10 protein-coding genes and 1 other annotated feature are annotated in these 12,910 nt (G+C 46.4%); of the genes, 1 reads left to right on the top strand and 9 read right to left on the bottom strand.

What is annotated here, in order from left to right:
• Positions 1-548: RadC family protein (gene radC / locus ACRRU2_RS14880; RefSeq protein WP_432502735.1), on the bottom strand; the 548-nt coding region annotated here is incomplete at its 3' end.
• Positions 549-994: 446 nt separating this feature from the next.
• Between radC and ACRRU2_RS14875 the strand changes: the two genes are divergently transcribed.
• The gene (locus ACRRU2_RS14875; RefSeq protein WP_331697033.1) at positions 995-1,180 is read left to right on the top strand and encodes a hypothetical protein; all 186 of its coding nucleotides are present in this window, start codon (positions 995-997) and stop codon (positions 1,178-1,180) included.
• Between the two features lie 6 nt (positions 1,181-1,186).
• Here ACRRU2_RS14875 and ACRRU2_RS14870 read toward each other — a convergent pair whose 3' ends face one another.
• From ACRRU2_RS14870 to ACRRU2_RS14835, 8 genes are all read right to left on the bottom strand, one after another.
• Positions 1,187-1,939, bottom strand: a complete 753-nt coding sequence (locus tag ACRRU2_RS14870) for a Maf family protein (protein WP_432502732.1) — start codon at positions 1,937-1,939, stop codon at positions 1,187-1,189.
• A gap of 16 nt (positions 1,940-1,955) precedes the next feature.
• On the bottom strand, positions 1,956-2,198 hold the full coding sequence (locus ACRRU2_RS14865) for a DUF4321 domain-containing protein (RefSeq protein ID WP_331697036.1): 243 nt from the start codon (positions 2,196-2,198) through the stop codon (positions 1,956-1,958).
• A gap of 61 nt (positions 2,199-2,259) precedes the next feature.
• Positions 2,260-3,729, bottom strand: coding sequence for an SPOR domain-containing protein (locus tag ACRRU2_RS14860; protein ID WP_432502729.1), 1,470 nt, complete (start codon positions 3,727-3,729; stop codon positions 2,260-2,262).
• 130 nt (positions 3,730-3,859) lie between these two features.
• Positions 3,860-5,263 carry a UDP-N-acetylmuramate--L-alanine ligase gene (gene murC / locus ACRRU2_RS14855; RefSeq protein WP_432502727.1) on the bottom strand — a complete coding sequence of 468 codons (1,404 nt, stop codon included), beginning with the start codon at positions 5,261-5,263 and terminating at the stop codon, positions 3,860-3,862.
• Between the two features lie 7 nt (positions 5,264-5,270).
• Positions 5,271-6,656, bottom strand: coding sequence for a bifunctional folylpolyglutamate synthase/dihydrofolate synthase (locus ACRRU2_RS14850; protein ID WP_432502725.1), 1,386 nt, complete (start codon positions 6,654-6,656; stop codon positions 5,271-5,273).
• Between the two features lie 15 nt (positions 6,657-6,671).
• A complete protein-coding gene (locus tag ACRRU2_RS14845) occupies positions 6,672-9,323 on the bottom strand; it encodes a valine--tRNA ligase (RefSeq protein WP_432502723.1) in 2,652 nt (883 codons plus the stop codon).
• A gap of 153 nt (positions 9,324-9,476) precedes the next feature.
• Positions 9,477-9,712, bottom strand: a binding site (T-box leader).
• 232 nt (positions 9,713-9,944) lie between these two features.
• Positions 9,945-11,117 (bottom strand): response regulator transcription factor, encoded by a 1,173-nt coding sequence (locus ACRRU2_RS14840; RefSeq protein ID WP_432502721.1) that lies wholly within the window; start codon positions 11,115-11,117, stop codon positions 9,945-9,947.
• A complete protein-coding gene (locus tag ACRRU2_RS14835; protein WP_432502719.1) occupies positions 11,114-12,901 on the bottom strand; it encodes a cache domain-containing sensor histidine kinase in 1,788 nt (595 codons plus the stop codon). The genes ACRRU2_RS14840 and ACRRU2_RS14835 overlap by 4 nt, the downstream gene beginning before the upstream one ends.
• Positions 12,902-12,910 lie beyond the last annotated feature (9 nt).

Here is a 12,910-nt window from a genome sequence, read left to right as displayed (position 1 = left end):
GGATCTCCGCTTGGATGATTATGTACGCATATAATCGAAGCACTATTATGTTTAATCGCAGCGCGGAAAACCTCCCGCGGATGCACCAGCGCTGCATTAAGCGTACCAATTGACATCGTTTCCCGGGCAATTACATGATTTTTCGTATTTAAAAACAAGCATAAAAAATGCTCCTTCTTCAAATATCTGAGTTCATCCATGACATGTTCTGCCGCATCCTTGGGACTTCTTATAGCTATAGACTGTCCCAGTCTGCTTCTTGACAATCGTCGTCCCAGCTCAATTCCTGCTTGCAGCTGTATGGCCTTCGCTTCGCCAATCCCTTTCACCGACATCATTTCTTCCCTAGTCATATCGATCAGGCTATGCAAGCCGCCGCATTTACCGAGTAAATTCGTCGCAACATGTATAGCTGATTGATTATTCGTTCCGGTTCTCAGCAATATTGCTATCAACTCGGCATGACTAAGTGCAGCTGCTCCATAATGAAGCATTCTTTCCCTTGGACGCTCCTCTAATGGCACATCCTTAATTATTTGTGGCAACATCGTTCATTCATCCTCTCTTTTCAGTAAATAAAGCTATAAAAAGGCATGAATGAATTACACGCCTTTCATTATACCATGTTTTTTTTGAGAGTATAGTGCAGCAAGGACCAGTTGATTTCACAACTGACTGTCCTAAGCTGAAGATACGCAAACAGCCGTCTCCTGGGGAGACGGCTGTTCATTCAACCTGCATGATAGGAATGCTTGTAAATGCTCGTATTTCCTGCACTTTTGCAGCAAATTTCGGCTTTCGAAATAACTAATAATTGGCAAGTTTTTTTCTTATTGCTCAATAATGAGAATTTATTCATTCGCATTAAACTAACAACGCTACAACCATTATAACAGTTAATTGTTTTTTTGACAGCATTACCGCTAAATCCGTTTGACATAAAGGATTTGAAGGTGCTAAGCTAGCCTTGCAAACTTGAAAGGAGCTGTAGCACATGATTCAGGTAAAAGAATTTATCGACACAGACAATTCCTATGCTGTAAACAAAGCTAATGAGTTTCTCGCTACATTAAGCGAGGAGCAGGTTGTCAACGTTTGTTACGGTTCAGTCATTAAATCAACCCCAGGCGGGAACGAACACCAACGAAGCACAATTCTTGTTGTTTATAAAAAGCAATAACTCTGCTTATTCAAGCGGACTAATGCCAAAGCGCCTCAGCATCATATACAGCAAATTGATTGGCAATCCCATTACGCTATAGAAATCCCCTTCAATTCTCTCGATAAAAATTGCCCCTATGCCTTGAATGCCATATGCGCCGGCTTTATCAAGCGGATATCCGCTTGCTGTATAGTCGGCAATTTCCTGCCCGCTCATTTCCCGGAAGGTAACCTCGCTGACCGTGTGCCCTACCGCTTCATATGGCAGGCGCTCCGCTGCCGAGCTGCGCATCTGAAAGCTGCCGGTACGCCCCATTTGGTACGTTTCGAATGAGCGGTCTGCCTCGCTGAGCGTTTGGCTCTTGCTGCTGACCCATGTACAGGCAAGACCGGTAAACACCTGATGTCTGCTGCCTTGCAGCCGGCTCAGCATCCGTCTGGCCTCCTGCTCATCCTCAGGCTTTCCAAGTACTTCGCTGTCTTTGACCACGATCGTATCCGAGCCTATTACGAGCAAAGCCTCCTCTTCGCTTAACTGCTGCCGCAGCTTCGCAGCAGCCGCATGCGCTTTGCGGAGGCTTAACTGCTCTACAATTTGATGAGGCTGCCATTCCTTCTCATAGGTTTCATCTACGTAAGTTGGCGCAAGCTTGATTGGGAGCTTCAATCCCAAAGATTGTATCAGCTCCTGCCTGCGCGGCGAGGAAGATGCGAGCACTATGCTGCTGAATCGGGGCAGCAACGGGTTGTGATAGATAGTTGTTGTTCCTTCAAGCATCTTTCTACTCCTTAACCTACATTTTACGATAAAGCCATATCGCGAGCAGCGCTCCGACAATGCTAAGCAAGCTGATAGAAAGCGTCAAATCAAAGCTGAAGCTTAGCACATACAAATCGATATCAGGCGAAAATTTAGCCGTAAGCGGCTCTGTCAAAAAAGATATTCCCTTAAGCGGCTGCAGCCACCGGGCTATTAATGCACCCGCAAATAGACCCAATACAATAAATAACAATAGAACCCAGCCATTTTTTTTCATAAGCCAGCGCCTTTCGTTACAAAGTGACATTAGCTTCTATTATACGGAGCTTCTTAGCTCATTACAACGCATTTAGATGATCAAACCAATCCTTTTGAGCAAGAACCGCCTTCATCATTGCTTGCTGTGTCGTTTGCAAATAAGGCATAGCCACCTGGTCATTATATGATTTCATGGCTGCTGCTGCATCTGTAATAGCAGTAGCTATCGTGTTCACGAATTTGCCGCCCTGCTCATCGCTCATACCGGCTTTCATTTGCTTGCTGGTTTCATTCCAGGCGTCAAATTGCTCCTGCAATGCGGCAGCGGCTGCCTCGCCAAAGGAAGATAGCGTCGGCTGCTCTAGCTGGGCTGCGATCATTTCACTCCAGGATGCAAGCAATTGGGCAGTTTGCTCGAAGAAGCGATTTGCTGTATCCGCGGTTCCATCAAAAGGCAAAGCTTGCGGCTGTTTGATAACTACCTCTTTCAAATAAAGCTCCAATTGCGGGTAGTGGCTGACAAGCAGATTGGCGTCGGATTTCTTCGTCGTTATTCCAGCATATACGCGGTAGCCATCCTCGGTCTGCGCTGTAGATGCAGCTATTCCTTTTGAGGTCAGCTGCTGCAGTGCAGCATCTCTGCTTTCCTTTTGATTAAACAAACCGAATTGCAGCATGTAGTAGGATTGCGATCCACCGGCTAAGGAAACTGCTTTGACAGCACCATCAAGCGGTTTTTGCTGGGCTTGATTGTTACCGGGTACAGGATTGGTGTCTATTTGCTCTGACATGGCCGGCTTGCTTTCGCCCGAAGGGATATTCGCCGCCGGCTGATCGCCAATGCTAGACCAAATGGAATTGCCCATAAATAGCGTTAAAATGAAATAGCCGAACAATGCGCCAGTTGTAAGAGCTCCGACTACATAAAGCAGCACGTTAAGCCAGGAAGGGCTTTTTGTTTTTCTGCTATAATATGAGCGATCAGAAGCTAATTCATCCTCTGCTCCCTCTTCGAAAGTTGGACCCAGCTCATCGTCCTTCAGCTGAAGCTCGAAGCGTTTATTGGCAGCAGCCGTTGTTTTCAGCTCATTTGTATCTTTCCTGCTGACTTGCTCTTCTTGCTGCGGGTTATCATTTGAGTCCCGAATCAATTGCTCCAGCGCTGTTATATCATCCTGATACGGACTGTTCCAAGGGTTAATATCTTTTAGGCTGTCCATAACCGAATGCTGCTGCAGCGCATGCGGCATAGTCTCCTCCCGCTCCTTCAGCTGATCAGAGCGGCTAGCTTTTATATCTCCAGCTTTTTGAGTTTCTTCATATTTCCATGCATCTTCTGCTATTTCTTCGTAAAAAGATGTAATTTCGGGATCCGATTGCATATTTTCCTCTTTATTATGCTCCGAATAGTTATTGTCTATATCTGCTTGTCCACCATCCTGAGGCGGACATTGCTCTTCTTTATGATCATCTTCATTTGTAGGAATCGATTTTCCCTTATTGTCAAAACGAAACGTAATGCGATGATTTCTATTAACGCCAGTGTACATACAGCTTCTCCCTCCCAACCTGATTCTAGTATAATTCTATGAATAGAAAGAGAGATTTATGACGGTCATAGTTTCTTGTAATATAAAAAGCGAATCTTACAGGCTATTCGCCTTAAGATTCGCTTGTTTGTCAGCCTTGCTTGCTTTGTAAACTATCTACAACCGAGCTGGCTACCTTCCAAATATCGCCTGCACCCATTGTAATAATAAGATCGCCAGGTGCAGAATGAGAAGCTAAATATTGATGAATCTCATCCTTCGTTGGAATATGCCTCGCATTACTGTTGCTGTTTTGACGAATCAGCTCAACAAGCTTGCCTGAGCTGACACCCTCAATTTGCTTTTCTCCCGCAGGAGAGTAAATATCAGCAATGATCACCTCGTCGGCCTCAGAAAATGCACGGCTAAACTGCTCAAACAAAAAGTACGTTCTCGTATACCGCTGCGGCTGGAACACAGCGACAATGCGCTTCCCAGTCGCTCTCGCCGCGCTTAAAGTAGCTTGAATTTCAGTTGGATGATGCGCATAATCATCTATAACTAAAACATCATTCACTTCACCCACGACTTGAAACCTTCTTTTTGCCCCTCTGAACAATGTGATCGCTTCTGCAATCTTGTCAAAGGCTATGCCTGCCTGCAAGCAAGTAATAACCGTTGCCATTGCGTTATAAACATTGTGCTTGCCTGGAACAGACAAGCGAATATTGCCTAGCAGCTTGCCCTTATAGCTCATATCAAAAGCTACCTGCAAATGGCCGAACTCAATATTTTCTGCTTTGTAATCCGCAGGCGAATCTATGCCATACGTAATAAGCTGCTCCGATAGGCTTGCATGTTTGCCTTCGTATATTTGCGGAAGCAGCTCCACAATCGTATCATCATCTGTACAAACGATGGCATGGCCGCCTTCCTTTACCTGCTGAAGGAATTGCACGTATGCCGCCTTTAGCTTTCCGAAATCCCCATCATAATTTTCAAGATGATCAGGCTCGATATTCGTTACGATCGCTATGGATGGATAATAGTGCAGAAAGGAACCGTCGCTTTCGTCCGCTTCCGCTACAACATATTCGCCCTTTCCCGCTTTCGCATTAGTTCCTACGTTAACAATTTCCCCGCCTATAACATAGGTCGGGTCTGCACCGCATGTTTCCATTACAAGTGCAATCATAGAAGATGTTGATGTTTTTCCATGCGCGCCTGCTACCGCTATCCCTTTGCCGGCATTCATAATTTGAGCCAGCATTTGCGAGCGGTGCAGTACAGGAATATGAAGCGCCTCCGCTGCTACTCTTTCTACATTATCCTTAGGACAAGCTGTAGAATATACGACTAGATCCGCTCCTGTAACATGCTCGGCTTGATGGCCCAAATAAATGTCAGCGCCTTTTGCTGCCAGCTTCTGTGTAAGCTCTTGGCTGGCTACATCAGATCCTGTTACTTTATAGCCCATCTCCAGCATGACGCGTGCAATTGCACTCATGCCATAACCGCCAATCCCGATGAAATGAATATGTTCAGCTGTATTCAAAGACGGTTCACCAACCCTTTTCAGCATTCGAATTGAACAAAACCAGAGAGCGAACATCAGCAATCAAATAAAGAGTGCCCGTTACTACCCCAAGATCCGTTTCCTCCGTCAACTGTTTTAATTTACTTAGCGCTGCTTGCCAATCCGGTTCCACTTCAAGCTTGAAGTCAGCAGACACGGGAAGCTCATTGCGCATTTCCTCAATAAGCTGCGCTAACTGCTCTGCACTTTTTTTCATGCGATAATCCGGCTCAGTAACGATCAGCGTATCCACTAATGGTAGTATATGCTTCAACGTATCGCGATGATTCTTATTATCGAGCATTGCTATCATCATATGAAGACGGTCATAGCGATACGTATTTTTCAATGCTGCTGCAAGTGATTCTGCCCCTTCCGGGTTATGCGCCCCATCGATCAGCAGACGCGGATTTTGCGAGATCATTTCAAGACGTCCCGGCCATGCAGCTTGGCTCAGTCCCTCCATCAACGCTTCATCCTCAACGACTAGAGCGTCATATTGGCGCAGCACTTCTATTACCATAATAGCTACTGCAGCATTTTTGCGCTGATGAGCGCCATTCAGCGTAATGCTAAGCGGCTCCATCGTGCGGAATGGCCCTTCAAAACGAAAAGTTTGCTTATCCTGCTCTTCAGAAAGCATCGTTTCCGAAAACTTCTCTCCGAGCAAATACAGCGTGCTCTTATTTCGTATTGCGGTCTCCCTAATTACTTCAATTACTTCCGGCTGTTCCACCGCACTCACTATCGGAGTGCCTGATTTGATAATGCCAGCCTTCTCAGCCGCAATCTCGACAATTGAATTGCCCAGACGATCCATATGATCATGGCCAACATTTGTAATCACCGAAATGACGGGCCGAACAATATTGGTTACATCCATTCTGCCGCCAAGCCCTGTCTCCCAAACAACATAATCCGGATAGGTGACTTTGGCGAAGAACAAAATGGCAAGTGCTGTTGACACCTCGAACATAGTTGGCGAGCCCAGCTCAGTCTGAGCCATCACCTCTACAATCGGCTTCAATTGGTTGGCGAGCTGAAGCAGAGTACCCTCTTCAATATCTGCGCCATTATATTGAAAGCGATTCGTAAATTTCGTTATATAAGGTGAGGTGAACATGCCTACATCATAGCCGCTTTTTTGCAATATATTAGCAAGAAAGGAGCAGGTTGAGCCTTTGCCATTAGTACCAGCCACATGAATAAATTTCAATCGGCGCTGAGGATTGCCAAGCAGCTCCATCATTTGCTCGATACGATCCAGTCCCGGCCGAATTCCGAATGGAATGAGGCCTGTAATCCAGTCTACAGCTTCCTGATAGGATTGCAGCGGCTCAAATTGCCGCTGCTCCATTTGCGTATTGTTCATATTTACAACCCTCTTTTAACCGCGTAGTTCCGCGATTCGGGCTACTACCTTATCGCGTTTCTCTGCGTAATCTTCCATTTTTCTGCGTTCTTCCTCGATGACTTTAGCTGGTGCTTTGGCAACAAAGCCTTCATTGCTCAGCTTTTTCTCCACGCGCTCAACCTCGGCATTCAAATGCTGCATTTCTTTTTCCAAACGAGCAATCTCCTGCGAAATATCAATCAAGCCAGCAAGCGGCAAGTAAAGCTCTGCTCCCGTTACGATAGCAGTCATGGCTTTGTCCGGCGCATGAAGCGCTACGTTGATCTCAAGCAAAGAAGTACCGCAGAACCGTTTAACAAACTCCTCGTTACAGCTCAATATCCCTGCTGCCGCCTCGCTCGTCGGCTTTACCAGCAGCTCTACCTTTTTGCTCATCGGCACATTGACTTCAGCGCGAATGTTGCGGACAGCACGAATCATTTCCATAAGAAGTTCCATTTCTTTTACAGCATCCGGAGCTTCCAATTCTGCTTCGTAACGCGGCCATTGCGCAAGAGTGATCGATTCACCTTCATGAGGAAGATGCTGCCAAATTTCCTCACTTATAAATGGCATGAACGGATGAATAAGACGCTGCGTGCGATCCAATACATACACGAGCACCGATTGCGTTGCCCGCTTTGCTTCTTCATCAGTCCCGTTCAAGCTGAGCTTGGAAAATTCAATATACCAATCACATAGATCATCCCAAATGAAGTTGTACAGCAGCCGGCCTGTTTCACCAAATTCATAGCTGTCAATTAAGCGGGTAACGTCTTTGACCGTCTCATTCAAGCGATGCAAAATCCAACGGTCAGCTGTGCCTAGCTTGCCAGTCAAGTCGATATCCTTCGCTTCAAAGCCTTCCAGATTCATCATCGCAAAGCGGGAAGCGTTCCATATTTTGTTTGCAAAATTACGCGCCTGCTCTACCTTCTCGGTACGGTAGCGTAAATCCTGGCCAGGTGTGCTGCTTGTAGAGAGCATAAAGCGCATAGCATCAGCGCCATACTGCTCAATAACTTCAAGCGGATCTACACCATTGCCGAGCGATTTAGACATTTTTTGGCCGTCGCGGTCACGAACAAGCCCGTGCAGCAGCACATCTTTAAACGGCATTTGATCCGTAAACTCAAGAGCTGTAAATATCATTCTAGCAACCCAGAAGTAAATGATATCATAACCCGTTACCATGACATCAACTGGGTAGAAGCGTTTCAAATCCTCAGTTTGCTCCGGCCAGCCCAGTGTTGAGAACGGCCATAAAGCGGAGCTGAACCATGTATCAAGCACATCGTTGTCTTGAATCAAATGATCGCCTGCAAGATCCTCGCGCGACACATGCATCTCGCCAGTTGCCTCGTCATACCAGGCAGGTATGCGGTGGCCCCACCACAATTGTCTGGAAATACACCAGTCGCGAACATTCTCGATCCAGTTCATATATATTTTTTCGAAGCGGTCAGGCAGGAAGTTAACGCCTTTTCCTTCCTTCTGCGCTTTAATTGCTGCTTCAGCCAAAGGCTTCATCGCTACAAACCATTGTGTGGACAAATACGGCTCAACTACTGCTCCGCTGCGCTCGCTGTGCCCAACCTGATGCACATGCTCCTCAATCAGCACGCATATGCCGCTTTCCTGCAGATCAGCAACAAGCTTCTGACGGCATTCAAAACGGTCCATTCCTTTATACGGGCCAGCTTCATCATTCATAACGCCGGACTCATCCATTACGATGATTTGCGGCAGCTGATGGCGCTCGCCCACTTCAAAGTCATTCGGATCATGTGCAGGTGTTATCTTAACTGCTCCCGATCCAAATTCTTTCTCCACATACTCATCGCCGATAATCGGAATTTCTCTGTTCACAACTGGAAGCAGCAAGGTTTTTCCGATCAAATGCTTGTAACGCTCATCCTCAGGATGAACCGCAACAGCTGTATCGCCGAGCATCGTCTCAGGGCGAGTTGTCGCAACAGTAAGATGTCCTGTTCCGTCAGCTAATGGATATTGCAAATGATACAAGCGGCCGTTAACCTCTTTGTACTCTACTTCAATATCAGAAAGCGCCGTTCTTGCAGCCGGATCCCAGTTAATAATTTTTTTGCCGCGATAAATAAGCCCTTTGTTATATAAGGAAACAAACACCTCACGAACAGCCTTGGAAAGCCCTTCATCCAAAGTAAACCGCTCGCGCGAATAATCAAGCGAAAGGCCCATCTTCGCCCATTGATCGCGAATCGTGCCTGCGTATTGATCCTTCCATTCCCATACCTGCTCTAGGAAAGCCTCGCGGCCTAGATCATGGCGCGACAAGCCCTGCTCGCGCAGCTTTTGCTCCACCTTCGTTTGTGTCGCGATGCCGGCATGGTCTGTCCCTGGCAGCCACAACGTATCGAAGCCCTGCATTCTTTTTGTACGGATTAAAATATCCTGCAATGTAAAATCAAGCGCATGCCCGATATGAAGCATGCCTGTTACATTGGGCGGAGGTATTACGATCGTAAAGGTTTCAGCCTCCGGCCGTTTTCCTGCTTCAAAGTAATTTCCTTCCTGCCAATATTTATACCATTTCTGCTCGGCAGCTTTTGGATCATACGTCGTTGCCATTGAAATATTCGCTTGCTTATCTGACATAACTTCCATCCTCCACAAATCAACTTGGCTAAGGATAAACGGCTCCGCCGTCTTTCGCTTAAACGAACTAGGCGCGTTTACCGGTGAAATATAAGAACATCATAAGGGAACACAACTTATACATGTCTTATATTTAAAAATAAAAAACCTTCCATCCTCACAATAAAGGACGAAAGGTTCTGCTTCCGTGGTACCACCTTTGTTCCATGCGGCGATCGCAGCATGACACTCAAACACGATAACGGCTGTAACCGGCCTGACTTAGTCGACGATCAATATCGATTCAATCGGGCAACTCCAGGGCGACTCGTGTACAGCAATAACCTGCGGAACCTCACAGCGCAACGGCTCCGCTCTCTGAAGGCTGACTGTGCACTATTCCCCTTCAACGTCTTTCAAAACATATATAATTAATCATACATTTCTTGTTGACTATAGTCAACCTTTGTTTCATTTAGCTTGATAAAATAGAAGGCATCGGAAAAATGTACAAAAAGCTGTCGTTAATGAATATGCGCAGCAAAATTGGGGCGATGTACTAGGTGTCGATGAATGTTTTACTTATATCGTATACGGGAAACATCCTTATGCATCCGCCTCATTTGATCACGGCATGAGAGACTCTTTTTTTCATAGAGTTACTGAGCCGCCCAAACGGCACTCCGATGGTGTGAGACCTGTCTTTTTACGGAATATTTGCGAGAAATGCCGCACATCAGGATAACCGACTCGCTCAGCTATTTCACTTATTTTCAGCTCAGACTCCCGAAGCAGCAACATCGCCCGGTCAAGCCTCTGTTGGGTTACATAATCCTTAAAGCCATGCCCCGTCTTCTGCTTAAACAGCTGACTGAAATATACAGGGTTTAAAAATACGAATGAAGCAACCTTCTCAAGCGTCAGCTCTGCTGCAAAATTAGTGTGGATATACTGCAGCGCGACCTCAACCGCCTTTTCACCGCCGCTTGCATAATGATCATACACTTTTGATTCTGACATCTTGCGCATTAGTCTAATCTGCTCAGGAACGCACGATATATTATTAATAAGGCCGGAATGCAGTACTTGAAAGGGTATTTTCAAATAGCGTTTTAAATGGGTCCGCAGCTGTTCGATCAGCTTGCCAAGCTCTTCCCCTTCACGCAATGTGACGAGCCCGAGCAGATTTTTGCTGTCTATGCTTGCAACAAAGCCTTTTCCTGCACAATCCATCAGCTCAGATAACACATTATCGACAATGAAATGCTCCAATCTTAAATCAGCTTCTCCGTCCATCCTCAGCATAATGAGATGAAAATACGGATGATCTCCGATTATAGGTGATATATCGATACCTCCCAAATCGAGATTGGACGCCCAGCGAGCCGTAACAGCCTCGCGCAAAAATCTTAAATTTTGCGTGAGCAGCTTCACTTCTTTTAACCGTTTATTTTCTGCAGCGATTTCCTCATCCATTTCTTTTAATTTCTCGATGAGGCTATCTTTCCCGATCGGCTTCAGTAAATAATCCTTGGCGCCAAGCCGGACTGCTTCCTGAGCATACGCAAATTCTGAGTATGCCGAAATAACAATCCATTTGATATGGGCGAGGCGCCCCCGTGTCAGGCTGATCAGCTCCAGTCCCGTCATACCTGGCATTAATACATCCGTAAGGACAAGATCAATCGCCGCTTTTTGAAGCAGCTCAACCGCTTCAGCAGGGCCGGCAGCAATAAAAACCTGATGCTGTGGAAAATGATTGCGGATCGTTCTCTCGATTCCGTTGCGAATGACACTTTCATCGTCCACCACGAGAATATTCATCGCTTATCCTCCTCTCTGTCAAGCACCGGAAAGGATGCCGTAACAATCGTTCCCTTGTCAAGCGTGCTCTGTATTTGCAGCCCATAGCTTTCACCAAACATGAGGCTGATGCGCCGATGTACATTAAGCAGACCAATGCTTCGGCGTTCCTCCCGTTCATTGCCTGCTTTCTCGGCATTCTCTCTGCCTGCGAGCGAATGAACAACCCGTTCGAGCGTCTCTTGCTCCATGCCGACGCCGTCATCTTCTACAATAATTTCCAGCTTTCCTGCTGCATGCCTAGAGTATACCCTTAGCACACCTGACCGATTAAGCGGCTCCAGTCCATATTTGACCGCATTTTCAACGATTGGCTGCAAGATCATTTTGGGAACTAATGTTTTAAGCCAACGCTCCTCTACCTCAATATAAAGATTTGCCCGTCCGCCAAGCCGAGTTTCTATAATTGTAAAATAATGCTTGATTTGCTCCAGCTCCTGCTGCAGCGAAACGCGTGATGCTTCTTCCCAGTCGCTGCTGTAGCGAAAAATTTTCGACAGCGCCAAAATAACTCCGCCCAGCCGGTCATTCTCGCGCTCATCCAGCATCCAATAAATCATATCGAGCGTATTAAAAAGAAAATGAGGGTTTACCTGGGCCTGCAGCGCCTGCAGCTCTGCATGCTTCTCACTAATCGAAGCCAGCTTGATGCGCTCAATCAGCTCATCCATCTGCTCTACCATTCGATTAAATGAGCCTACTAGAACATTAAGCTCACCGTAAGATTCGACATGCACTCTTCCTTTAAAGTTGCCAAGCTCCACCTGTTTCATCTGCTGGATTAGCCTCTTGAAAGGCGAGGAGAATGAACGGGACACAAGCGTTGCTAGAATAGTAGCTGCAGCTACCAGCACTAATATAACCGTAAGCAAAAATTGCTGCGTTTCCTTCAGCTCCAGCTGCAGCTCCCGGCTCGGCGTGACGCCGAGCATCGTCCACTCAGCCATCCCGATCTTGGCAGCAGTGACTAAAGCATGATCGGTCCCATGTACTATTATTTCCCCCTCGCGCAAGCTGTTGGAAAGGTTTGCAGGCAGCTCGGTATCATCCTCGCTAGTCCGAATAATATCCTGACCTGATGCGTCCTGTATGATGACATAACTGCCTGGACCTAGGCTCGCATTCGACAGCGCTGAGTATATCGCTCCTACATCTGTTTCGATCAGAAAGACTCCGATAGATTTCAATGCGGTAAGCTCATATAATTGCCTGCCGAATGCAAAAACTGGCTGACGTATCCCCCCGCTCATTAACGATTCAGGGTATACGCCGAGCCATCTCATTTCTCCGGTCGATTGCTGCAGCTCCGCAAACCAGGCCATCTCGGAATAGTCCCGGACTGAGGCTCCATTGGAACGGTCAAAGCTGAACACTTTATCTTCGTTAGTAACAATATGAATACCTAATATATCGCTGCGGGAATAAAAAATAGCGCCTATGCTATCAGTAATTCGTCTCTCCAAATTAACGGCTTCGACCGTATCCGCAATAGCGTAATTCTGCAGGAGCCTCATTAAATCATAATTGCTGTTCAGAGATTTTGTAACGCTGTCATAGCCTTTCAGCAGCAGATCGAAAAGGCCGACCGTCTGCGATATATTTTTCTCGGCAATGGTGACGACCTTCTCTTTTATTTGATCGGTTGCGCGCTGGTAATAAGCAAAGCTGACGATAGCCAGCAGTCCTAGCGAGCTAAGCAGAAATATAAGAAACAAGCGATTATGAATCGATTGAAAATTTTTCATGCTTTCATA

Origin of the sequence: Paenibacillus sp. GXUN7292 (genome assembly GCF_050864975.1) — a bacterium.
Taxonomy (GTDB): domain Bacteria; phylum Bacillota; class Bacilli; order Paenibacillales; family Paenibacillaceae; genus Pristimantibacillus.
The sequence above is the reverse complement of the archived record's forward strand: the minus strand, read 5'-3'. Positions and strand labels throughout refer to the sequence as shown.

Coding starts and splice junctions, on each gene's coding strand:
- ACRRU2_RS14845 (WP_432502723.1), bottom strand. CDS start 9,323: ATGGAAGTTATGTCAGATAAGCAAGCGAATATTTCAATGGCAACGACG.
- ACRRU2_RS14840 (WP_432502721.1), bottom strand. CDS start 11,117: ATGAATATTCTCGTGGTGGACGATGAAAGTGTCATTCGCAACGGAATC.
- ACRRU2_RS14875 (WP_331697033.1), top strand. CDS start 995: ATGATTCAGGTAAAAGAATTTATCGACACAGACAATTCCTATGCTGTA.
- ACRRU2_RS14865 (WP_331697036.1), bottom strand. CDS start 2,198: ATGAAAAAAAATGGCTGGGTTCTATTGTTATTTATTGTATTGGGTCTA.
- ACRRU2_RS14860 (WP_432502729.1), bottom strand. CDS start 3,729: ATGTACACTGGCGTTAATAGAAATCATCGCATTACGTTTCGTTTTGAC.
- ACRRU2_RS14835 (WP_432502719.1), bottom strand. CDS start 12,901: ATGAAAAATTTTCAATCGATTCATAATCGCTTGTTTCTTATATTTCTG.
- ACRRU2_RS14870 (WP_432502732.1), bottom strand. CDS start 1,939: ATGCTTGAAGGAACAACAACTATCTATCACAACCCGTTGCTGCCCCGA.
- ACRRU2_RS14850 (WP_432502725.1), bottom strand. CDS start 6,656: ATGAACAATACGCAAATGGAGCAGCGGCAATTTGAGCCGCTGCAATCC.